The 24,096-nt window shown below is 41.6% G+C and carries 19 protein-coding genes and 2 pseudogenes; 11 read left to right on the forward strand and 10 right to left on the reverse strand.

Annotation, left to right across the window (positions count from 1 at the left end; genetic code table 11):
* Window positions 1-133: 133 nt before the first annotated feature.
* A pseudogene (gene nrdJ / locus VB693_RS12020) lies at window positions 134-1,204 on the reverse strand (ribonucleoside-triphosphate reductase, adenosylcobalamin-dependent); the annotation flags it as partial.
* Window positions 1,205-1,509: 305 nt separating this feature from the next.
* Window positions 1,510-3,963 (reverse strand): LAGLIDADG family homing endonuclease, encoded by a 2,454-nt coding sequence (locus VB693_RS12025; protein ID WP_416233386.1) that lies wholly within the window; start codon window positions 3,961-3,963, stop codon window positions 1,510-1,512.
* A gap of 347 nt (window positions 3,964-4,310) precedes the next feature.
* Here VB693_RS12025 and VB693_RS12030 point away from each other — a divergent pair, with 347 nt between their 5' ends.
* From VB693_RS12030 to VB693_RS12040, 3 genes are all read left to right on the forward strand, one after another.
* Entirely contained in the window at window positions 4,311-4,892 is a 582-nt protein-coding gene (locus VB693_RS12030) for an Npun_F5749 family FMN-dependent PPOX-type flavoprotein (RefSeq protein ID WP_323266477.1), read from the forward strand.
* A 65-nt stretch (window positions 4,893-4,957) separates the two neighbouring features.
* Complete coding sequence (locus tag VB693_RS12035) at window positions 4,958-5,539, forward strand: Crp/Fnr family transcriptional regulator (RefSeq protein WP_323266478.1); 582 nt, start codon at window positions 4,958-4,960, stop codon at window positions 5,537-5,539.
* Window positions 5,540-5,609: 70 nt separating this feature from the next.
* Complete coding sequence (locus VB693_RS12040) at window positions 5,610-6,041, forward strand: ester cyclase (RefSeq protein ID WP_323266479.1); 432 nt, start codon at window positions 5,610-5,612, stop codon at window positions 6,039-6,041.
* A 159-nt stretch (window positions 6,042-6,200) separates the two neighbouring features.
* On the opposite strand, the gene cysE is transcribed toward VB693_RS12040, so the two are convergent.
* Window positions 6,201-6,962: a serine O-acetyltransferase gene (gene cysE, locus VB693_RS12045; protein WP_323266480.1), complete on the reverse strand. Its 762-nt coding sequence runs from the start codon at window positions 6,960-6,962 to the stop codon at window positions 6,201-6,203.
* A 224-nt stretch (window positions 6,963-7,186) separates the two neighbouring features.
* On the opposite strand from cysE, the gene VB693_RS12050 reads away from it, so the two are divergent.
* The gene (locus VB693_RS12050) at window positions 7,187-8,455 is read left to right on the forward strand and encodes an FAD-dependent hydroxylase (RefSeq protein WP_323266481.1); all 1,269 of its coding nucleotides are present in this window, start codon (window positions 7,187-7,189) and stop codon (window positions 8,453-8,455) included.
* A 44-nt stretch (window positions 8,456-8,499) separates the two neighbouring features.
* On the opposite strand, the gene VB693_RS12055 is transcribed toward VB693_RS12050, so the two are convergent.
* A complete protein-coding gene (locus tag VB693_RS12055) occupies window positions 8,500-9,579 on the reverse strand; it encodes a HaeII family restriction endonuclease (RefSeq protein ID WP_323266482.1) in 1,080 nt (359 codons plus the stop codon).
* A 2-nt stretch (window positions 9,580-9,581) separates the two neighbouring features.
* Window positions 9,582-10,625 carry a DNA (cytosine-5-)-methyltransferase gene (locus VB693_RS12060; RefSeq protein ID WP_323266483.1) on the reverse strand — a complete coding sequence of 348 codons (1,044 nt, stop codon included), beginning with the start codon at window positions 10,623-10,625 and terminating at the stop codon, window positions 9,582-9,584.
* A 353-nt stretch (window positions 10,626-10,978) separates the two neighbouring features.
* On the opposite strand from VB693_RS12060, the gene VB693_RS12065 reads away from it, so the two are divergent.
* Entirely contained in the window at window positions 10,979-13,180 is a 2,202-nt protein-coding gene (locus tag VB693_RS12065) for a transglycosylase SLT domain-containing protein (RefSeq protein WP_323266484.1), read from the forward strand.
* A gap of 258 nt (window positions 13,181-13,438) precedes the next feature.
* On the opposite strand, the gene VB693_RS12070 is transcribed toward VB693_RS12065, so the two are convergent.
* Complete coding sequence (locus VB693_RS12070) at window positions 13,439-14,293, reverse strand: M48 family metallopeptidase (protein WP_323266485.1); 855 nt, start codon at window positions 14,291-14,293, stop codon at window positions 13,439-13,441.
* A 250-nt stretch (window positions 14,294-14,543) separates the two neighbouring features.
* Between VB693_RS12070 and VB693_RS12075 the strand changes: the two genes are divergently transcribed.
* Window positions 14,544-15,074 (forward strand): DUF4330 domain-containing protein, encoded by a 531-nt coding sequence (locus tag VB693_RS12075; protein WP_323266486.1) that lies wholly within the window; start codon window positions 14,544-14,546, stop codon window positions 15,072-15,074.
* 158 nt (window positions 15,075-15,232) lie between these two features.
* On the opposite strand, the gene VB693_RS12080 is transcribed toward VB693_RS12075, so the two are convergent.
* Complete coding sequence (locus VB693_RS12080) at window positions 15,233-15,559, reverse strand: hypothetical protein (protein ID WP_190703334.1); 327 nt, start codon at window positions 15,557-15,559, stop codon at window positions 15,233-15,235.
* A gap of 31 nt (window positions 15,560-15,590) precedes the next feature.
* A complete protein-coding gene (locus VB693_RS12085) occupies window positions 15,591-17,309 on the reverse strand; it encodes an NFACT family protein (protein WP_323266487.1) in 1,719 nt (572 codons plus the stop codon).
* A 204-nt stretch (window positions 17,310-17,513) separates the two neighbouring features.
* Between VB693_RS12085 and VB693_RS29040 the strand changes: the two genes are divergently transcribed.
* The 3 genes and pseudogenes from VB693_RS29040 (at window position 17,514) to VB693_RS12095 (ending at window position 19,703) form a co-directional block, all read left to right on the forward strand.
* Window positions 17,514-17,678 (forward strand): element excision factor XisH family protein, encoded by a 165-nt coding sequence (locus VB693_RS29040; RefSeq protein WP_416233387.1) that lies wholly within the window; start codon window positions 17,514-17,516, stop codon window positions 17,676-17,678.
* Between the two features lie 22 nt (window positions 17,679-17,700).
* Window positions 17,701-18,207 (forward strand): annotated as a pseudogene (locus VB693_RS12090) (IS1 family transposase); the annotation flags it as partial.
* A gap of 725 nt (window positions 18,208-18,932) precedes the next feature.
* Entirely contained in the window at window positions 18,933-19,703 is a 771-nt protein-coding gene (locus tag VB693_RS12095; protein ID WP_323266488.1) for a hypothetical protein, read from the forward strand.
* Here the strand turns inward: VB693_RS12095 and VB693_RS12100 are convergent.
* Complete coding sequence (locus VB693_RS12100) at window positions 19,687-20,553, reverse strand: phosphate/phosphite/phosphonate ABC transporter substrate-binding protein (protein ID WP_323266489.1); 867 nt, start codon at window positions 20,551-20,553, stop codon at window positions 19,687-19,689. The two genes, VB693_RS12095 and VB693_RS12100, sit on opposite strands and share 17 nt — an antisense overlap.
* A gap of 286 nt (window positions 20,554-20,839) precedes the next feature.
* Here VB693_RS12100 and VB693_RS12105 point away from each other — a divergent pair, with 286 nt between their 5' ends.
* Entirely contained in the window at window positions 20,840-21,739 is a 900-nt protein-coding gene (locus tag VB693_RS12105; RefSeq protein ID WP_323266490.1) for a Tll0287-like domain-containing protein, read from the forward strand.
* Between the two features lie 216 nt (window positions 21,740-21,955).
* On the forward strand, window positions 21,956-22,336 hold the full coding sequence (locus VB693_RS12110; protein WP_323266491.1) for a hypothetical protein: 381 nt from the start codon (window positions 21,956-21,958) through the stop codon (window positions 22,334-22,336).
* A gap of 288 nt (window positions 22,337-22,624) precedes the next feature.
* On the opposite strand, the gene VB693_RS12115 is transcribed toward VB693_RS12110, so the two are convergent.
* Window positions 22,625-24,016, reverse strand: a complete 1,392-nt coding sequence (locus tag VB693_RS12115; protein WP_323266492.1) for a serine/threonine-protein kinase — start codon at window positions 24,014-24,016, stop codon at window positions 22,625-22,627.
* Between the last annotated feature and the right edge of the window lie 80 nt (window positions 24,017-24,096).

Below are 24,096 nucleotides of genomic sequence, written 5' to 3' on the forward strand. Positions count from 1 at the left end.
TTTTAGAGCATCCTATGATTTGCTGAATAGTAAAGCTGAGTTTAAGTGTGAACATCCAGAAGATTTCAAATCCTAGAGTGTACCTTTGAAAGCAGTGGCATGAAATTTGCATCCCACTGCTTAGATTCGTGTATTAATTTGGACTTTGTTCAGGCATCATGCACTTATCAGAGTCACAACCTGCGGGGCCGACTTCCATTAAATCGCCGAAGTCGTAGCGACTTAAGACAGCATAGAAATCATCGGTTTTGCGGCGTGATGCTACTGCTTGCAACATCTGCTCATACTCCTGCTTGGAGATTGGCTCAAATGGCAAACGCGGGAAGGTTTGATGATCATCAAATCTAGCTAATAGTGCTGCACTCATGTAGCCTTCATCATTTTGAATCGCTTCCCAAATGCGAGTTCCTAGAGTTTCTACTTCATGTTCTCGCAACTCGATCGTGGCAGAGGTGTTGTGAGTGACGTAGAATTTCTGCACCTGCATATAGAAATCCATTTGCGCGATCGCATTAAATTTGCTGATATCAATCACATCAGCACCAGGTAAATCAGCCCAAGATACAGCCACAGGGATTTCCACTAGCCATTCAGTCACCCGTGGATCAAACGGATCATCGAGTAAATTCCCCTTTTCATCTTTATCTGATTGGGAGGGAATGATACTGTAACCGTATTCCAGACAAGCTAAAGCCACTGGGTCATTTTTACGGCAAGTGATGCGGCGAATAAACCGTTGCGCTTTGGGGGGATGCCATCCGGGACTAGCACCAGTTAACAGCGATTTTGTGCCACTGGGTTGGACTGTTGTACAACGATTTGGGCGTTTAATATTATGGCGATCGCAATAATCCCAAACTACACGCTGCACAATCTCTTTCCAATCAGTTAAGTATTTTGCTTCTTTGTATTTAAATTCCAATCCTTGAGGTGTTTCAGGTCTACCTGCTTCCCACCACCGCAGCCAATCCACACCAAAAGCATGGACAAAGAAATCAAATAAACCAGTAAAAGAAACCCCAACAATTGGGTCTAATTCCCGACTATATTGATAGCGTGGTTCTTGGAATTGATGATTTAAAAGTGCCGCTACAGATAATGCCCCAGCCGTGAAAGCTTCCTCCTGTTCTTTATGGTTTAATGGGTCAATTTGATTGAGATGTATCTCAGATAGATTACAGTGGAAGTCGCTACCAATAATTTCCATTTTTGTTAACCCAGAGGCTCTTTATCCTCTAGTTCTACGAGTTCTAATTCCTCGCAGATCCGACTATATTTTCTACTAATAATTAGCAATTTTATTAGTAGCCGGAGACTCGTGGAGCTGTTCTAAAAAACAGAGGTAAAACCCAGATTATATTCTTTATCAATTTATAATTTACTTTGAATTGATAAAGTGTTCACTCTCTAGTCTGTACGGTGTCAAAGGTGCTTGAATTCCTCTGATTACCTCGGTATTCCCAATCACAGGGTTCACCGATTTTCCCCGGTGTTTAACGTGAGGCAAAATTACTTACCACACGGATTTAAACCATAACGAGCCAAGCGATGTTCTAGCTCATTAGCATCAAGATCAGGATGTCGTGCTTGCAACCAGTCTTTAGCTGTTCCTTGTTCGTAAGCTTTTAAGAAATCAACTTTCAAAGCTTGTGTAGTTAACAAATCACAGTTAGCTCTAGCAACGGCTTCACCAGCCCACTGAATTGCACCTTCACCACTGTAATATTGTTTACGAACAGCATCAACGCACTCTTCTAATGTTGGCTTGCGGTGAAAAACTCTTGTGTGGTTCGCCATCCGTAAAGAATCACGCTCAGGATCAATGCGCCAGTTACCATTCTCATCTTGTTGCCATAGGTTATCTTTGGCAGATGCCCCTAATTGATCTTCAGATATGAACTGGCGCATACCTGCACTGTTATGCGTCAAATAGCCATCGCAGTAGAAACAATGAGCTTCTTCCACTTCAATATCATAAGTTTGGACATGATCGTAACTGCCCAATGCTTTAACAGTGACAGGAATATCTAAGGAAATATCCGCCTCAGCAATGTAACGTTCGTAATTGGCATCTACAGTCCGAGAACCTTGAAAACCCATCTCCCGTATTTCGCTGTAGGTGTAAGCTTCCCGCATGACTGCACCAGGAACGGTGAAACCATACATCTTTAAGCCTTGGCGTAATTCACCTTTAGTTGAGTGGGGCGCAATTAGACTGTTATAACGCTCCTTGAGTGCGGGAATTGTCAAGTTGTACTTAACTTGCCAAGTGGAATTTTGCGGATAAGTTGTGGTCAGTCTACCAGCAATACCCAAGCTGGATAGAACTACACTTACTTGTCTGATAAATGACCGATAAACTGAAGTCACTAAATGAGGCGGTCGGTTATTCACACCGCCATCGCTGTCCACTAAACCCGCAAGATAAGCAGCCCGGATATCTACTGAACCTTGCAAAATAAAGCTAGGCACTGTTAGAGGAACATTGGGCTGCTTGATGTAACGATGAAAATACTCAGCTAGGCGAATTGATGAACAGATGGATTTAGCTGTGTTTTCGCCTTTGGTTACGCTGTGAACCGCACTCAAGCCAAATAAAGCTAAAGCAGCATCAATTTTTGATTGAATTCTGCCGGTCACTTCGGAATCTAAGCTGTTCATCGACCACTCAACACGTCCGTAGGGCTTATCGTATTTATTGCGACCAAGAGCCACATAACCATCACCATGAGTCAACCCTATTAGCCAAGCTACTTCCGCAGTTAGTTCGGGAACAACAAAGGTCTTAGCTGTGCGACTTTGGGAAGGTCGAGATTCGGTAAAGTCAGGCGGTAGATGGGTAACTGTACCTGGTAAAACTTGCTTGCTATGGAGTAAGCGATCGCCTGCTACTAAACTGTTAACATATTTCCAAACAATGCCTCCCTGAGTATCTGCTAGCACTGCTTGCCGATGGTTTAAAGTTGCTCTGGGGTAAGTAGCATTGGTTTCAATTTCGTAGACATCTTGGAATCCTTGGTCAAATTTATCCACAACAGCCCGGAATCCCAAGGGCGTTTGCACCAAGTCACCCACTTGTACATCACGAATGGGAACTAAACCTTTGGATGTATGAACCAAAGCATCCTCTGGGAGACAACGCCGAATATTACCAGCGACTATGGTGACAGCAGCTTCGTCAATTAATAGACAGCATTCCACAGAATTTAATTGTCTACCAACAGCTTTATTGAGAATCGCTGCACAACGCTGATATAGTCCAGGTAATTTCACAGGATTCGCCACGCCACCAAAGCCTTTCAAGGTTTCCCCGGCTTGACGGACATCGCTAACATCAACCGTTATTTGGACTTCATCAGTAAATCTTGTATCTGTGGAGAGTTCTAAGATCGTTTGGTAGGATGCCACCCAACCTTCCCGGCTATCTCCGACATAAACCGTAACGCTGTTGCCTTCTATATGGGTTTGTGTATATTCACGACGTAAATCTTTAGTTGTATTACCAACATCTCCCTGTACAATTACATGAAGACGATTACGGATGGGGGGCAGTTGATTAATATACTGCGGTTCTATGACTGCTCCCGTCCCGCAGCCCATCATGGCTAGATTCATCATCAACCCAAAGGCTTTCCAATCCTGGAGATTGGTAGAGGTGCAATTATACGCACCAGAAAAGTTTTTTGGTTTGGTGATCCAATCTGTACCGCCTACCCACAACCAGCGTCCACTGGGTAAAGATTTAAGTTGGCGTTGAGTTTTTTCTAAGGTAGCTGCTTCTTGTGGAGTCAGTTTACCTAATTCCACTAAACCTTGGATAGTGCGATCGCACACTTCATCCCAAGTTTCTCTTAAACCTGCCGTTGTGCGGCGGCTATAAGTTCTAAAAAATACAGGATTAGCTGCTGGCGCGGTTTCGGGAAACCTTGCACCCTGACGTTTGATTTCCAGCTCTCGAACCATATCAAAAGTGTTGTTGCTTGTGAACAGATTACGACTATACGCCAAGTGGATGGAGGATAAAAGCTTGAAAAATTTTCCACTTTACGCTATGCCATGACTGTACAAATTGCCACATATATTTATGGTGTATAATGACTTTTCCTACCCAGAAAGCTTATATACTGAGTTGCAATTATTAGCAGTATTGAAATATAAAAATCATGGGTATGGGGAAAATTTAGCTTGTCCGCGATCGCAATTCAAATACACAATTGGGACTATCAAACAATTAGATTCAACGAAAAGATTGCTAATTGTCCTACTTTGCGCTAAATATTGGTCTGGATAAATTGCAACGAAACTTAATCATGTCACTAGCTCCTTGGCGAAGCGCGATCGCCCATGCACTGCACCGCAACCGTAGCCTTGTTTACGCCCGTTACCTGCAACTAGCAACAGTCAAAGCTAACGGTCGTCCAGCTAATCGTACAGTTGTTTTTCGTGGTTTTTTGGCAGAAAGCAATCAGCTAAAATTTATTAGCGATCGCCGTAGCCATAAAATTGACCAGATACAGCAGAACCCTTGGGCAGAAGCTTGTTGGTATTTTCCTAAAACACGAGAACAATTTCGGCTTGCTGGTAATTTGACTTTGGTGAGCAGTGATGAATCTCAGCCTCATCTCCAACTAGCCAGGATTACTATGTGGCAAGAGTTAAGTGATGCTGCACGCTTACAATTTGCTTGGCCTGATCCCGGCGAACCCAAAGCAGAAAAAGCAGCCTTTGAACCGCCACCACCAGATCCTGATCGACCATTGACTAATTTTTGCCTACTTTTACTAGACCCCATACAAGTAGACCACCTAGAATTACGTGGCGAACCGCAAAATCGCCGTATTTATGATTGTGATGAAAATCAAGCATGGTCTACCCAGGAAGTTAATCCTTAAAGAGTGAGACCAGCATTGAAAATTAAGGATGCACAAGTGCCAAAAGTTCAAGCCAGATTAAATAAATGTATGAACTGCTACACTCGTTTATTCAGCAACTTTTTCCACAATGCCAAATTGACTTAACACTTGTTGAACCTCTTTTAGAGTCAAGAAAAGTTCATCAAGGAGAATTTCTATTTCGAGAAGGTGATATTTGTGATTTCGTGGGGTTGACGTTGAAAGGCTGTTTAAGAACATTCTTCCTTAAAGACGGCAAAGAACTCACACTATTTTTTCACCCTGAACAGCACACGTTGGGCGATTATGAGAGTTTGCGAAGGAGAAGACCTGCTTGTTTTTCCTGTCAGGCGATCGCAGACTCTGAGGTACTCATCGTCAATACACAAGCGATCAAAGTTTTAGAAACGTTACCGGACGGTCAGAAATTACTAAGGCTTGTGGTGGAAGACTTGGCTTTTCAGTTGCGCGATTGCTTACTTTCCCTGTATAGAGATTCGCCTGAGCAGCGTTATGTCAATTTCTTGAAAACCGAGCCAAAACTCTTACAGCGCATTCCACAATATTATCTTGCCTCGCATCTTGGCATTGAGCCAGAATCTCTGAGCCGTTTAAAACGAAGACTTTATCACAAAGAAATCTCTTAACCCAAGTCAATGCAAATTATTAACTTGCACAGTAGAGTCACAAAAAGACACTTTTGTTGCAAAAAAAACTATGTCGCTAGAACAGAATAAGGCAATTGTCCGGAAATTCTATGAAGTATTTGACCAACAAGATGTTGAGCAAGCACGAGAATTAATGTCCCCTGATATTGTGAGCCGAGGGTTGAATGGACTCCCCCTCAAAGGCTTAGATGCGGTGATGCAATATGGAATGATGATGTTTACCGCATTTCCAGATGGTCGCCATACCTTGGAAGAAGTGATTGCAGAAGGCGATAAAGTTGTTACTTGCGGAATCTTCATCGGCACACATCAGGGAGATTTGATGGGTATTCCATCGACGGCTAAACAGGTCAAATTTTCAGTTGTTCACATTGATCGTGTTGTCAACGGTAAGATTGTAGAACATTGGGGACAAGGCGACACTTTTGCCCTCATGCAGCAGTTGGGTATAATTCCGCCATCCAATTCTTCAGAGGGATAAAGGAATACCAAAAAATAAATTATTATCCCAAATTGGCTGTTAGGGACTTGCATCAGTGAGAGAGAACCTATAAATATCGAGAAATTATTCGTAGGTTTAGGAGTTTAGGGATTTGGGTGAAGACAAAAGTGAAGTTTTACCCAATCCCTATTCCCCATTCTAAATCCCTGCTCCATCAAAGAACTGTTGTATTGCTTTATCTCTGAGGCTACATACAGGAGCTGCTTGTAATGCTTCACCGTCTTTAACTACGTAATTTACCAAGACTGGAGTTTTAGTAGTAGATTGTTGACGCTGTAGAGTTTGTATTTGGTCTTCTAATGCTTCAATACGATTAACCAACGCGCGGATGACTTCCGCCTCTGAATCTGGTAAATTACTGTGTTCTAGAGGTGCAACTCGCACTCCTGAACGATAAACGATCCGGCCAGGTATCCCTACAACAGTGCAATCTGAAGGAACATCCCGCAACACAACAGACCCAGCACCAATGCGGACACTATTACCGATGAGAATATTGCCTAATACTTTAGCACCTGCACCGACAACAACATTCTCTCCCAAGGTTGGGTGACGTTTGCCGCTTTCTTTACCCGTTCCTCCCAAGGTGACACCTTGATAAATCAGGGCATAATCACCGATGATAGCTGTCTCACCAATTACTACCCCCATTCCGTGGTCAATAAATACACCCTGTCCGATAGTTGCGCCTGGGTGAATTTCGATGCCAGTCAAAAACCGAGCGATGTGAGAAATCAGACGGGGGATAAAAGGAAGACCAATATTATGCAGCCAGTGAGCCAATCGATGCAAAATCAGGGCTTGTAAACCGGGGTAACAAAACAAGACCTCCAGCAAGTTACGAGCAGCAGGGTCACGTTCAAAGATGATACGAAAATCAGCACGTAGTGTAGAGAGCATTGGGATAGTACCCTCGGAAAGTACAACAAGCTACTTTCCCATCATATCGTTCTAGATGTCCACTCTAATAACGTAAGTTTTGGGCATTGGGCTATTCAATGAGTGGATTTTGGATTGGGTTTTAATCCAAAATCCAAAATTCCCTATTCCCTATTAATGTCACTTGCTCTAAACACAGCGATCGCGTCAGAATAGTAATTAAAATTGCTTAACTTCTCTTCACAATGCCACTAACCCAGCTTAATCAAATTACTACCCCTCAACCGACACCGCCAGACTTGCAGGTGTATGATTATGATTTGGTAATTGTCGGCGGTGGAATTGTCGGCTTAACCCTGGCTTCAGCTTTAAAAGATTCTGGCTTAAACATCCTACTAATTGAGGCTAAAGTCGCGTCTTTAGCAGTCACCAAAGGGCAAGCCTACGCAATTCATATGCTATCGGCGTTAATTTACCAAGGCATTGGCATTTGGGATAAAATCTTGCCTCAAATTGCCAAATATCGCCAAGTCCGCCTGTCTGATGCTGATTATCCTGATGTGGTGGAGTTTGCAACCACCGACATCAGTAAAGACACACCAGAATTAGGTTACGTAGCAGAACACCAAGCACTGCTAGAACCTTTACAGGAGTTTGTCCACAATTGCTCAAATGTGACTTATCTTTGTCCGGCTGAGGTGGTGAATACAAAGTACCAGGCAGATGAGGTAGTCATCAATATTAAAATTGGTGAACAAGTAAAAACCGTTAAGAGCAAATTACTTGTAGCGGCTGATGGATCGCGATCGCCCATTCGCCAAGGGGCTGGAATTAAAACTCACGGCTGGAAGTATTGGCAGTCTTGCATTGTAGCCTTTGTGAAACCAGAAAAAACCCACAATGATACTGCTTACGAAAGATTTTGGACAAGTGGCCCCTTTGCAATTTTACCCTTACCAGGAAATCGTTGCCGCATCGTCTGGACAGCCCCCCATGCAGAAGCCCAAGCCTTGTGTGCTTTAGATGACGAGCAATTTTTACAAGAACTTAGCCGCAGATTTGGACAGCATATGGGCAAATTAGAATTATTAGGCGATCGCTTTGTGTTTCCAGTACAACTCATGCAAAGCGATCGTTATGTCCTTCCGCGTTTGGCTTTGGTGGGTGATGCAGCACACAATTGTCATCCTGTCGGCGGACAAGGGCTAAATTTGGGCATTCGGGATGCAGCAGCCTTAGCGCAAGTTATCCAAACAGCGCATCAAGCAGGTGCAGATATTGGTAATCTTCAGATACTCAAGCAGTATGAACGTTGGCGACAAAAAGAGAATCTGACAATTTTAGGATTTACTGATTTGTTAGATCGGATGTTTTCTAATCAATTCCCGCCAGTGGTGTTTGTACGTCGTTTGGGTTTATGGTGTTTGCAGCGCGTACCTTTGCTGAAAGTCTTTATGCTCAAATTGATGATTGGGTTGAAAGGAAAGACACCAGCACTAGCAAGACGTTCATAAGTGCTGAATGCAATTAATTTTGCGGTCAATATTGTGTATGTATGCTAAGATTTCGCATCAATTTCTGTCACCCACATTGCATCCACAGGTATTGAAAGATACCCACGCTCTTCTAAGAAATTCACAATAGCATTAGCTTGTGGAAACTCTGATTTGAAGCTATCTGCTAGACGTTCAATCAGAGGATTTGCTAGTTGTTCGGCAAATTTACCGCGCAAGCAACGTTCATACCACTGAATTAATTCAGACTCGCACACAATTCCGCGCACGCGCAAGCCCCAACTGATTTGCTGAGTGACAACTTTAATTACTGCTGCGTCAGCATCACGACATACAATTACAATGTTGTCACATTCTACCTGGTCAATAATGGTTTGAGCCAATTTGTTATCAAGTGTCAGGTGTTTAACTTGAATTGCAGGTCCGAAATTAGCCCACATATCCAAACCCCTGTCTGCGGCATTAGTGACACCCACACGATACACATGAGCAGGAAATTCCCAACGTTCTTTTCCTGCTTCCAGACCAAGCAGAACACGCGTTAAATCAGAGAACTCGGCAAGCAATTCCTTGTTTTCAGGGGGAATACTGACTTTTATCGTTGTGCCAAGAGCAACCACGATTGTTTCAAAGAGGCTATAGGTGACAATTTCATAAGCTTTGTCAATGCTGCGTCTAATACCTTTTTGTTTGATGAATTTGTCAAGTAAAACACTTAACTGAAAATCATGTGGGGATGTAGTCTCCACGAAAGCGATAATGCTGGCAATAGTTTTTTGCCGTTCATTAAATCGTAAGTAGATATAACGCTCTACACCGCCTTGAGTTCGCTTGTTTTCAGTGTCAAGAACTGTGAGCAGTTCAGGATACATGGCGGTAATATTCCACACATCATGCTGGTATCTCGCTGAGGATGTGGAAACTTTGCCCAATAAGCACCTTGTCACTTCATCTCGCCAACGAACTGAGGGATTTTGATATGTGCTTGTGTCTTGGATGTTAATATCGCCATTTATTCGTGATCGTCTCAGCACTTCGGCAATTTGAATTGGTTTATAAAGGTCAACCCGTCCCTTGTTGATTATGCTGTCTAATCGTTCTTTGGCATCTTCAACTGTCGGCATATTCACGCTCCACTGGCTGTATATATGCTGGCAGCAGGCTCAAGCATCACATTCAATTCTCTATTTGTATTAGACTTGAGTATTTTGGATTCGGTGACAGTTTTTGTCATTGCATCTAGAACCGAGCGGATAACAGCCGCAACACAAGGAACAGCCACCGCATTCCCAGCTTGCTTTCTCACAGCTTGATAACTACCAACTATCTTGTAGGAATCAGGGAAGCCTTGAAGTCGTAACATTTCGCGTTCTGTCAGTCTTCTTTCACCATTGACTAATAGGTAATTATAGGATGCGCCTGCTCTTAAAGCGCAAGAATAGGGATATGCACTAATATTCCCGCCCTTGTTTTCATGCCAGATAGTCATCTCGCTATACTGCTGCTTCCCCTTTCTTTTTTCTATACGGCTATTCCTGATTTTTTCAGAAGCATAATAGAAATCTGGTACTTCATCTGCCAAAATTTGCAAAAGCGGCTTCATAGGAACACCACCTTCAGGCCAAAGGAAATCAACTGGGTTACGGAAGCCAATAATAAAAATGCGATCGCGCTTCTGTGGCACACCAAAATCCAGCGCGTTAAGAATGCGATAGTCAGTATAGTATCCTAAACTGCTAAGAGTCTCTATGATTCGCCTGAGTGTTTGACCTTGATTGTGTCCCTTTAGCTGTTTGACATTCTCAAGAATAAAGGCTTGAGGCTGTTTCGCTTGCAATATACGGGCGATTTCAAAAAATAGAGTACCCCGTATATCATCAAAACCTTTCATGTCTCCGCATATACTGAAGGGTTGGCACGGAAACCCTGCAAACAAAATATCATGTTCAGGAATTTCTTGAGCATCTATCTTGGTAATGTCGCCTGCGGGTTTTTCTCCGAAGTTAGCTGCGTATGCTTTTTGAGCATCAGGATCTATATCACTTGAAAAAACGCAGACTGGTTCAAAATTTCGCTCTTGACAAACAATTTCTGCTGCAATACGAAACCCGCCAATGCCACAAAATAAGTCTAGAAATTTGAGAGCGGTTTTTTCTTCGATATGCTGCATCTGTTTGGCGTTGACTGGAGGTTGGCAAATGATTATCTGATAATTATCGTTTATACATCAACTGTTGATGGAATTAGTTTATGGCAGTGGTTGGACGTTTCGTTTGGTTAGTGAAGAACTTTGTTAACCTTTATAGCTTTGAGCAACGATGCTCCGCCCTAACCTAGGCTATAGTATCTGATCAACGTTCGGCGAGCGCCATTACTAAGCAACTAAAAATAAAAACAACGCTAACATCGATAGATTGATATATTTTTCCGAAAATTAAAAATCTCTAGTGAAGAGGTGATTACACTCATGGCAAGGAATGCTAGAGTTTCAAGAAATTCATTGGCACTTCTCAGCGAGTATCCATGCTGAAGAAACTACAACAAAAACCAATTCCTTTAATCGCTGGCGCAGCACTGTTTGCCTTTTCTGCTGGGGCGATGGTATCAGCACCGCAGATTGGCAAATCTTTGGGGCAATGGCTCAATCTGTCGTCAAATCAGACAGAGCAGCTATCTGATGCCAGCAAGGCTAACTCATCTGTGTTCCCACTAATATCACAATCTGTACCAGAACGATCAGCAAAGTTAGCAGAAATCTCACAAAATGGTCGTTCACCAGACAGAGAACGGGCGCGTTACCTATTGGCGAGTGATTATATAGATACCAAACAAGGACAAAAAGCTCTAGAACTGCTAACAGGTCTAGAGAAAGATTATCCTGTCCTCGCGCCTTATATCTTGCTCAAACAAGCCCAAGCCCAGGATCTGTTAAATCAAGATGGTAAGGCTTCCGATTTAAGGCAACAGGTACTAAAACAATATCCCCAGGAAGCGGCGGTAGTCAAAGCCAAGTATCTGATTGCTCAACCAAAGCTACATGATTCAGCGATCGCTCAATTTCCTTCTAATCCTCTCACCTGGGAAATTATCAGGAAGCGTCTGCAAGAGAATCCCAATCAGCCCCCATTGCAGTTAATTTTGGCTAAATATGCCTATAACCAGCCGGGGATAGTGGGGGTATTAGATCAGCTAGTCAAACAGCCGAATCTCAAAGCAGCAGACTGGGAAACCATTGGCACAGCTTACTGGGACAACAATCAATTTACCAAAGCGGCTACTGCTTATGCCAACGCCCCTAAAACTGCCCGTAACCTCTACCGGACGGCGCGGGGATTGCAAGTAGGCGGCAAAGATAGAGAAAAGGCGATCGCCACTTATAATCAACTAGCAGAGCAATTCCCAGAAGCCAGAGAAACAGGTACGGGTCTATTGCGTCTGGCAGAGATGGCTAATCCGAGAAAGAACGCTCTACCCTATCTTGACCGAGTAATTGTTAAATTCCCAGAGCAAGCTAGTCAAGCCGTAGTTAAAAAAGCGGAAATTTTTCAAGCTCTTAACGACAATAAATCAGCCCAACAAACTTGGCAACAACTCATAACTCAGTACAGTAAGTCTGAGGAAGCGGCAGAATATCGTTGGAAGATTGCCCAAGAAAAAGCCAAAGCTAGAGATTATGCCACAGCTTGGAAATGGGCTACACCAATTGTCACCGAAAACCCAAACAGTATTTTAGCTCCCAGAGCCGGTTTTTGGGTGGGTAAATGGGCAAATAACCTAGGCAAAGAACAAGAAGCAAAAACAGCTTATGAGTATGTAATTAGCAACTTTCCTTACTCTTACTATGCCTGGCGATCGGCGAATATGTTGGGGTTGAATGTGGGTGACTTTAAAAACGTCCGCCAACTCAAACCCGAAGTAGTTCCCCATCAGCGTCCTATCCCGCCTGCTGGTTCGGACAGCTTTAAAGAATTGTATCTGTTGGGACAAGACCGAGACGCGTGGTTGCAATGGGAAACAGAATATCTCAATAAACAGCAGCCTACAATCCCAGAGCAATTTACAGAAGGCTTAATGCGCCTGGCACGGGGTGAAAATCTCTCAGGTATTAACCTCATATCCAAATTAGAAGATCGGGAAACGCCAGAAGAACAAGCCCAATATCAGGAATTTAGCAAACAGATTACCTACTGGCAAGCTCGTTATCCCTTTCCCTACCTGCGGGAAATTGAGAAATGGTCATCTGATCGTCAACTTAATCCTTTACTGGTGACAGCCTTGATGCGGCAGGAGTCACGATTTGAGCCGAAAATTAAATCTGTGGCTGGTGCGACTGGCTTAATGCAGGTGATGCCAGAAACTGGTAAATGGATAGTTTCTAAAATTAAGCTAGATAACAAGACCATTGATTTAGAAAATCCCAACGACAATATCATGCTGGGAACATGGTATTTAGATCATACCCATGAGCAATATAACAATAATTCCATGTTAGCGATCGCTAGTTACAATGCTGGCCCTGGCAATGTTTCCCGATGGTTGCAAACTATACCAAACCAAGATCCAGATGAGTTTGTGGAAGCCATTCCTTTTGGTGAAACCAAAAATTACGTCCGGCAAGTATTTGGTAATTATTGGAATTATCTGCGACTGTATAATCCGGAGATTTCCAACTTAGTGGCTAAATATTCAACCCAGCATCCCAGGCTACCGACGGCTGGGGAGTAGGGATTTTAGATTTTGCGGAAAGTTCTGTAGGCGGGTTTCCCAACCTAGGAACGCCACTTGCTACAAGCCGGGAAACCCGTCCAACGCAGTGGCTCAACTTTTCAAGACGGATTTTGGATTTTAGATTGAACTTAATCCAAAATCATAAATCCAAAGTTTCTGAGTAATTATGTTTGATGGTTTTGTAGGGTGGGCAATATGTTGGACATTACCATTCCCTACTAACCTGTCACCTGTCACCTGTCACCTTTTTAACAGCTACAAAACTGAACGGATATTAGCTCGATAAGCAGCAGTGTCTAATCCGTCACGTCCATTACTAGGTTGACGATTGATGGCATTTTGCAAAGTATTAATGCGATCACTAGTTGCTGGGTGAGTGCTTAAAACTGCTGGTACAGAACTGCTATTTTTCAGCAATTTTCTCATAAAGCTCACCATACCTGATTGAGCATAGCCAGCCCGTGTTAAGGCTCTTAAGCCACGCCTGTCAGCATCAAATTCATCTTGACGACTGCGGGGACGGTTAAGTGCTAGTTCTACACCAATTCCCACGGCGTTATTGCGATCTAAACCCGCAGCTGTAGCCACACCACTAGCTAGTGCTTTTTGCTGCATTTGTTTGACTAAATGTTTACCACCAATATGACCCCATTCATGGGCCATAACACTAGCTAGTTCCGCTTCATTGTCTGCGGCTTTCAATAAACCTGTGTTGACATAAATAAAACCCCCCGCAGTTGCAAAGGCATTGATAGAATTATCTTCAACTACCTGGAATGTTGCGGGAAGATTAGGGCGATCGCTATTTGCTACTATGCGCCTACCAATTTGTTCTACATAGCGGTTAATTTCAGAATTACGATTGAGTTTAATTCCGCTACGTAATTCCTGATTCATTTGTGCGCCTAGTTCTACTTCCTGGCGATCGGATATATTTGAGAGCTGAAGCACTTGCGCTCCCCGGAATAACAGTGGCAATAAATCTATAGCCCTTCCAGGTAAAGGTGTACTTAGACACAGACTCACAGCGACCACCACCGAAATTAACGGATAAAACCAGCGTCGCCGCCGTATATGATAATTTGCTACCAAGCCTTTCCTGTTAGTCATAATTCAGTTAGAAGATATTTTCGGGACACATCTAGTATTTAGGACGTACAGACGCCTTTCTAAGTTGCATTATTGACTCAGGGAATAGGGGCAAATCAAGTCCAAAATCAAAAGTCAAAATTAAATAACTCTTGAGGACTGGGGAGAAGGGACAATGTATTCTTAATTCCCAATCCCTAATCCCCAATCCCCTTGTAATCAAACTTGTTGCTAAAATCAATTACTTGAATCTGTTCTGGAAAAATTTCTTATGGCTATTTTAGATTCCAAAGGTCGCTTGTTCGGCAAAATCAATATACTTGACTTAGTTGCTGGTTTAGTTATTCTGTTAGTGATATTCGGGATTTTCGTATTTCCGGGTACTAGTGGTTCTGTAGCTCAAATTGGGGCTAAAAAAACGCCTATAGAGGTAGATTTAGTAGTGCGTGGCTTGAATGTGCGCGATCCTCAGCAGTTATCTGAGCAAGGTTTTAAAACAGGCGGCAAAACTAAAGTCATTATTCGCAATCAGCCTTACGGTGAGATTGGGATTAAATCTGTGCAAGTGCTGCCTAGAACTTTAACAGTTGGTCAACCAGATGGTTCGGTCAAAGAACTACCAGACCCCAGAACCAATAATTTTAGTACAGATATGCTCTTGACTTTACAAGATCAAGCAGAAGTTACCAAAGATGGCCCCGTTTTAGGTAACAGCAAGGTAAAAATTGGTATGCCTTTTGAGTTAGAAGGCTTTAATTACAACTTTAATGCCTCTGTGATCGATGTCAGATTACAGAAGTGATTGACTAGGGACTGAGAACTGGTTACAGAGTTGAAATTTGTTGAGTGTGGCTGCTACGATCGCTGATAACTCCATCCGGTTCAGATAAGTCTAAAACCCTGACTTAGAGACGCGATCAATCGCGTCTGACCAGACTAATTTGACGGTTGAGGGATAAATCAAGTAATCGAAATTCCAGCAACTTTGTCTTCATTAACAGCCATCCGTATGACAAACTCATCTCCCGCATCAGCAAAACTTAGTTTCCACAAATAGGTTTGATATTCCCGTTGTTTAAGTTGCCCAAAGTAAGTAATTGTATAACCCTCAGACATCCGTGGAGAAAGTTGGGAACTAACCGAGTCAAACATTTCCTTGGTAATACCCGCTTTGTAGTCTGCATTACCAACTCTTAGAAAAAGCTCATAATTTCCCGTAGCGATCGCATCTAAAATAATCTGCAAACAATCAATTACATTTTGCGGAGGATTGGTTTGAGTTACCATGACAATCTCCAATCAGTAGATGATACCGATATTATTCCACCATCTGGGGTTTCCCCCAAATAATGCGTTCTTGTTTGTAAATAGCAATTCCTGGTTTAGCACCTTTGGGTTTATAGACGTGTTTTGGTTCAGTGTAAACGACTGGTACTTGGTCACTCTGACGGGCGCGGCTGTAATACGCTGCGAGGTTGGCGACAAATTGTAAGTCTGTGGTTTCTGCTACAGTACCGGGTTCTAAACGCAATAAGACATGGCTACCAGGAATTTCTTGAGCATGAAACCACAAGTCATAATCTCCGGCTACCCGAAAGGTTAATTGGTCATTTTGGCGATTGTTACGACCAATTAAAACTTGAAAGCCGTTAGGTGTAGAGTAGTTACGAAAGTTGGTACTAGCAGTTTCATTACTACTGCGACGGTAATCTAATTCTTCTAGATATTTTTGTCCAATTAATTCGTCACGGATTTCTTCTAAGGCTTGTAAATCTTCTGTTGTTTGGTAGGTATCTATCTGAGTAATTGCTGCTTCTACTTGTTCTAAATAATCAATTTCTGCTTGTACCTCTTTGAGTAATGGTTCTACAGCTATGCGGGCGCGTTTGAGTTTTTGGTGCTGTTTATAGAGGTTTTGGGCGTTCTGCACCGCGTTTTTATCTGGCTGGAGGGCGATCGCCACAGGTTCACCAGTTTCAAAGTCATTCAGGGTAATATTTTTCATCCCCGGTTGCCATTCGTACAAGTGCGCCATCAATAAATCGGCTTTTTGGCGATAGTCATCGGCGTTGTCTGATTGTCGCAGGCGATCGCTAAATGTCTGGGCTTTATTCCGTAATTTGGTCAGAATGTTCATCAATTTCTGACTTAGTTGATGGCGTAACTGAGCAAATAGCTGTTGATTGAGTTGTCCTGTGTAATATTCACTAATTAATGTCTGAATATCTTTAGCTGGTGCAATTCCACCCCAACCCATCACTGTGTAACCGTTGGGAGTCCAAGCTGGCTGAAAGTTGCCATTTTCTAAAGTTTGCAGCCATACTTGCCAGTTGTGCCATAATCTTTGCCAATCATCTGGTGTTAGGTCATCAGTGCTAGTTTCCGGTGCTATATTCGCCGCCAGCAACATAGACTCAACCAATGCTGCACTCAAGCCTCGATAACTTTTGAGTAACTGCTTTTTAATCGCGCCTGGGACTAAGCTAATCCTTTCTTGCCAACGGACTGGAGATTCACTCAAACTAGGTGCTGGGCCAGTCAGTTGTGGTGGTGTTTCATAAGGTTGTCCCGTTTGGATGGGACGGACACTAGACTGCTGCTGACTGACTTGATGGGCGGCGGTAATAATGAGATTATTGGCTTCGGTGAGGATGGCATTGCTATATTTGCCCATAATCTCTGCATAGAGATGATATAGTGCCTCTTCTCCCGGACGACGGGCAAATTGTAAATCAATCACCCGTTCCCAAGGTGCGATCGCCTCAATTCCTACCAAGGCTAATCCACCCAACTGATGTATCAATTGTTGGCTAAAAGTAAAGGTATCTGGTGTGCGTGGTGGCGGGTTGCCAATGCAAATGTGTGTAGCTTGAGGATGCCAACAAACTTCTAGCCATCCTTTAGTTTTCAGGGTACGTAAAGCTATGGCAATAGTATAGCGATCGCGCTGATACACTTGCTCTAAACGTGATGGTAGCCAGTGCGTGCGGAGTTCGCTACAAGCGGCTTTCAGGGTCGTAAAGTCAACTGGTTGCACAACAAATAATCGTCCGCCTTGGGACTGCTAAGGTCGATGCTCAGTATATGCTATATCTTTTTCAGGGACACCCATCCCACAAGAATATTAAAAGGTTGAGTTGTGCAGATTTGGTATTAATGACAAAGTTCGTAGTTAGGACTAAAGTCCTGATTCTCTCTGATTCTGAGCTAGCGATCGCTTACGAAGATAGATAATATGTAGATAGAAAGCTCCGATAGAGCGAACAAATATCTTATGTCAGCAAAAGACAAATTTCATGAGACTTTTTTTAAGCTGCCATTTCCTCAGATGATAACTCAACAATATCAATTAATCCTGCTAATTTATGATATTGAGAATGAGGTAATTATCAGATGGATACATTAGACTGGTACGAACCAAAGCTTAGTTACAGAAATACGTTAATAACAAATATTCTCAGATTCCTGAAGAGTAAAGGTTTCAGAGAAACCTAAAGGAAAATTGACTATCGAATGCGATGAGGCTTGGTCATTCGTAGCTACTAAAAATAATAAGAAATGAATTTGGTTAGCTTTGGATAAAAAGACTAGAGAAATAGTTGGAGTCTACATAGGTGATGCCTACGGCGGCAAGCTACGCAGTGAAGATGGAGCTAGAGGATTATGGAATTCTCTACCACCAGTTTATCGTCAATGTGCTGTTTGTTATACAGATTTTTGGGCAGCTTATGCACAAGTTATTCCTCACAAACGTCATCAGGCAGTAGGGAAACAAAGTGGCAAGACTAACCATATTGAACGCTTTAACTCTTGCATTGCGTCAAAGAATTGCTCGTTTGGTTAGAAAGACTTTATCCTTTTCTAAAAAGTTAAATAACCACATTGGTTCTATCTGGTATTTTATTCATCATTATAATTCTTGTTGTAGTGTCTAAATTTATTTTCACTACATATTTACCACTACCAATATTTTAATTTTAGAATATCGCTTGTAAATTTGCTTCACTTATTAAAACTTAAAAATAAATTAGCATTTACTCAAAAGACATCATATTTTTCGGATATGTTAATTTAGCTCTCGAATGCATATAGTCTAAAGCTTGAGACTAAATTGTCAAGAGCAAAATAAGTAAAGTTTATTTACATCAACTACCAGACTAATATATAAATGCTAATCTATTAATTGAAGCTACAAAGCTTCCCTGGCAGATGTAACAGCTAGAGTGTAGTTAGTATAAGAGGTAAAAACGCTGTTTAATATCATATCTGTCTCGATCAAAACCAACAACACCCAACGCGAAAGTTAATATTTCCTCAAATATCCGAAAATGGGGGCGCTGTAATGGCTTTTCATTGCTTGATCTGAAGTCGTGAAACTGATTACATCCCTAGTTAAAATGAACAAGGAGAGGAAATGGTTATAACTAGTAGATGTTTGGGTGTTGTTGTTATAATTTGTAATTCCTAATGGCCAATGGCTTCGTGTAGGTAAGGCTTGCGCCTAAGTAATTAATTAAGAGATTTAGAATATCTTTAGCGTCAGCTTTTCCCTACGTTAGCAATGAAGTGATAAGGGTAGAGAGAATTTTTTTGACAGATGCTCGACTCCGTGTAAAATTATACGCAATGAAATAAACACAGACAGTTAAGATAGTTTCTTATGTCCATTATTGCGCTCAGAGCATGGTATCTCCAGGATTATGAGCCGATTTCAGAACTGGAAAAGCGTCCGCCAGACATTCGCCTCAGTAAAAAAAGCCTGCTGAGATCGGCGTTGCGTGCAGATTTTTTAGAAGATAGTGACGAAGTTAAAAAATCTACTTGGTTTAACCGCTATCTAGAGGGAGAAAACATAGAATTTTATGTTGAAGGTAGTGGTGGCTATTGTGTCGCTAACATTGACTTGATTAGCCATGAAATTTATTTTACCAAGCAGACGCTATTAGCGCAGTTAGAACCAACAATTTTTTTCTCCTATCAAATTGAGTATGCCGCAGCCAGTGATGCGCTGAAAGAGGGATTGCGGAAAAGTTTAGAAACTTTAAACTTGCGATCGCGCCTCCCCTTGACACTGGTAGAATCATACCGTCCTAGGAATGCACCAATCCGACTCAACCGCACAGTGATGCGAAAAATCCGGAGAAGTTTGTTGTTTATTGCTGACACTACACCAATTGCTAGCATGGATGGTGAAGAAACTCAGCAATTAATTCCTAGTTCTAATGTGTGCGTAGAAGTTGGTTATGCGATTCAAAGCAAGCGTTCTGAACAAATCTTGCTAGCACAGATGCAACGATCAGATATGGAAGGACAATTTCCTTTTGATTTACCTACCCAGCAAATTGTACAATTTCAAGATATTGACGAACTAAATACAATCCTTACCAAGTCAATGGAAACTCAACTGGCAAGATTTAAGTTGTTTTTTTGAATAATTGCACAGGTTTATTTTGCAGTTCAGTCGCAATTAGTTTTACCCGTTCTACTACATCAATCATGTATTTATAATCGGGTATTTGTCCATTAGGGACATAGCCAACTTCTTGCGCTAAAACACCAGGAAACTCACTCATGACTTTGCGGATATATTCCTGGCGATTACGTTCTACAGTGGGGCTAATTAAAACTACCCCTGGAGGGACGTAGTGAGGATCTGTGTAGAGGACACGCAAATCAGTTTGGCTGATTGGGGAACTGTAGAGATTCAATTCTGCCATTGAAATCGCACCAGCCACCGCTTTCCCTTCCACTACCCACTCTAGAAGCGTTTTAGGAGTGGGTGCAAACATGATTTCTGCTAGTGTTAAGCCGTAAAGATTATAAAGCGGTAAATAATATCCTGTAGCTGAACCTGGTTGACCTAAAGCTACTGTTTTACCCTGTAACTGCTTTAAATCGTTGATGGGGTTATCTTTACGAACCACGAATATTGAGCGTAAATTACTCACACCCACCAAAGGAAAAATCGGTACATATTGAGAGCGTGCGATCGCCACTGCGGCTAACCCTGGAGGTGCAAACACCAAAGACCAAGCTTGAGCCTCTAAACGCTCAATCGCTTTATTTTCATTAAAAGTAGGCTCTAATTGAATACTCGCTTTGGTTTTCTCTGCTAAGTAACGATTGAATTTTGCATATTGGTTAATTATTTCTGCTCCTCCATCATAATCAATCACACCAATGGTTAACTTACCTTGAGAAGTTGGTGCTGACGAGCATCTAGCAACTGTAAACCCTAGTAAATTTAAAAGAAATAAACGCCGTGAAAATCTCCACACCATCACTATTTATGTTTAAATAATTTGTTGTTAGAACCGCTTAGAGATTAAGCCTGGTTAAAATCATACCTAAGTTATGAACCAGAAAAAATTTAACATTTGTTTACTTGAGTTAGTTATATTATGACCGACAACCTGATAAAATATGTTATTCTTCTAGAGATTTTATGTTTAAATTGACATAATAAAAACAACTTCTATAAAAAAGACAAAATAAGATAAAAACCTCTATCTGTATAATTCCTGATTGATTTAAAATATCAAATTTAAGCCTAATTAATTATAAATCATGTTAAATAACTTAAAAATAGGTACTAAATTTAACTTACTTTTAATATTAGTTTTCATAGCCAGCATTTGCCTCAGTGGTGCTATCTTATCTAGCGTGTTACAACGAAGAGCGCAAAATGAAGTCAGTTCCCAAGCACTGATTTTAATGAAAACCATGAATTCCGTAAGAACTTATACACAAAATAGAATAAATCCTTTATTAGCTCCTCAGCTAGAAACAGCAACAGCATTTATCCCAGAAACAGTACCAGCTTTTTCTGCCACAGAAGTCTTTGAAAATTTTCGCCAAACTGAAGGAAATGAAAATTTTCTCTATAAAGAAGCCACACTTAATCCTACCAACTTGAGAGATAAAGCCGATAGTTTTGAAACTCAACTTGTAGAGCGTTTTCGTAGAGAATCCAAGATTAAAGAAATTGTCGGCTTTCGCTCATTACCTGAAGGCGATGTATTTTATATTGCGCGTCCCCTAGCAATTACACAACAGACTTGTTTGCGATGTCATTCCACACCAGAACTAGCTCCTAAAAGCCAGTTGACAACCTATGGAACAAAAAATGGTTTTGGATGGAAACTGAATGAAATTGTTGCGGCTCAAATAATTTCTGTCCCCTCCAAAGAAATCTTTAATTATGCCCAAAGTAGTTGGTCGTTGATTATGGGATTGTTAATTGCTATTTTTACTGTGGTGCTGCTTTTAATTAATTTTTTAATCAAAAAAACTGTTATTCAGAGAATTAAAAATATAGAAAGAATTGCTCAAAAAGTTAGCACTGGCGATATGAGTGCTGATTTTGATGAAGGCTCAAAAGATGAAATTGGTGGTTTAGCAGCAGCATTTAATCGCATGAAATCTAGTTTAAAAATAGCGATGGATATGCTTAATCAACAAGGATAGTCAATATAGCTTCTAGTCAATTTGGTTTCTCAAAAATCTAACATGAGTCCTATAAGTATAATTGCTCATTTTGTTGCGTCTCTACATGAAAGTTTTAGGTTTATCTGAACCATATTAGGGTACAAGAGTGTAGAGGAAGAAACATCAATGATAGACTTGATATTTGATTGGAAATCGAATAACGTAGACAATCAGTTATCTTGTTTGAGGTAGTTCATGAACAAAAAGCTAATACTGAATCTGTTTGCCAGTTCCTCAATTTTTACGTCGTTGATATCTACGCTGGGTGTAATCAATCCCGCTCATGCCAGTGATAACATTACCCAGCGACTAATACACACTAATGACAATCAGACCTGTATCACTAATCCTCATGGTATGAAAGATTTTGTGTGTATTAAGGATTCCGAGAGAGATTCAAAGGCTGCTCCACCTAAGTCGATGGTAGTATCAGCACAACCATCTGATAGTACAGTTACAGTCCTTGATTTTACTGAGGAAGAAAGTGATGCTGCAATTAGGATATTTGAGTGTGACTGTCCATTTTGCATCAACTCTTTGCGACAGTTACGTGGTACTGGTAGCTTAGTTTACTAAACTCTAAAAGTGCTAGTTGACATGAGTTTCATTTCGGTTTACGTATTTCGATTCTTGTTGTATTAGTAGCATTATTGTAACCAAATACTACCTTTTAACAGACAATTCGCTCGATTCCTCAGTCTTTTCCACGATTATTTAATCTAATTTTCTCTCAGTTTCAGTATTACCTAGAGAACTCCACAAAATAGTGAAGACAAAAACACATTCATCAGCTTTTTGACTTACCCTCCGGGTTAGCCGCTTGTGCATCTATCACTTTTGACTTCTCCGTGGCGGTATTCGCCTCTACTTTCCAGACAGTAACCGTTGCTGGAATTGTAAAGCTTTTTGAGGGTCTGGAATACTAGCCGCTAAAATTTTCACGAACTCTGTCCGAGAAATGGACACAGCCGCTAATTTAAGAGCTTTCTGCACTAGAAAAACACCCATTGGGCCAATTAAATCCACCAATTCGCGCTCACATTCACGTACAAAACTTTCACTAATTGTTGAGTTGATGGTGGGAGGCGTAATGCTTGGCGATGTCTGAGAGGAATTTTCTGGCTGAGGACTAGTAGATTCTTCTAATAACAGCGACATTGCCTTTTGCCGAAAATTAGCGCGTTGATTTTCTGTGAGGTGTAGAGACAAATTATCTATGAGTTCTTGGTAACTGGGTGCTGATGCTGCCAGCCTTAATAATGTCTTAGCTACAGGGCCAACTAATTCTAGCAGCAACTTTTCCAGGCGATCGCTCTTTTCTGCCGACAACATAGAACCAGTTTGATTACTAACTGCCTGTTGTTGAGATGATGTATTTGGGATCTGTAATGTCAAAATTGATGGTGTCTGAGTTAATTGAGTTTCCGCTTCCGGATGAAAATTCTGTTGAAGAGCTTCTAAAACCTCTATTGCGGACTGATAACGTTGTTTGAAGTTGTTTAGCACCATCTTTGATATCACAGATGCTAAAGTAGGACTCACTATTGCCCGATATTGCCAGAGAATTTCTCCTGTGTGGGGGTCTTCTTCAAATTCCCTGGGATGTAGTCCTGTGAGTGCTTGGATACAAATTACACCCAAAGAATAAATATCACTGTTGGAGTGCGGTTTTCCTCGCCCCTGTTCTATAGACATATATCCTGGTGTACCAATAGCCACAGTCATCTCTGTTTGTCCAGGGGTGGTAATCATTTGCGTGTGGACTTGTTTAACCGCGCCAAAATCAATCAGCACCAATTTACTATCATGAAAACGTCTGATGATATTTTCTGGCTTAATATCTCGATGGATGACGTTGTAACTATGAATAAATGTGAGGATATTTAATATCTGCTGCAACAGGAAGATAACTTTGTCCTCCGTCCATCTTTGACCGGATGTGATTTCAGCTTTGAGAGAATTTCCCTCAATATACTCTTGCACCAAAAAGAACTCTTGCTTTTCTTCAAAATATGCTAAAAGCCGAGGAATTTGCTCATGATGACCGAGTTTTTCCAGAGTTTCTGCTTCACTGGTGAATAACCTTCTGGCAGTTTCCAGAAATTCGGGGTTATGAGTGACAGGACGAAAGTGCTTGACAACACATCTAGGATAGCCTGGACGCTGGGTGTCTAGCGCAATATAAGTTTGACCGAATCCTCCTCCCCCTAAGATTTGGAGGACTTGATAACGACTAGCTAGTAAGTTTCCTAACATTTTATGACTTGTCTAAGTCCTCACTCTCATATTGACATAATCACCAATGTACGGAGAAATTATTCAGAAAACCTATACTG

The sequence above is a fragment of the Anabaena sp. UHCC 0399 genome, assembly GCF_034931465.1.
In the GTDB taxonomy this organism is placed as follows: domain Bacteria; phylum Cyanobacteriota; class Cyanobacteriia; order Cyanobacteriales; family Nostocaceae; genus Trichormus; species Trichormus minutissimus.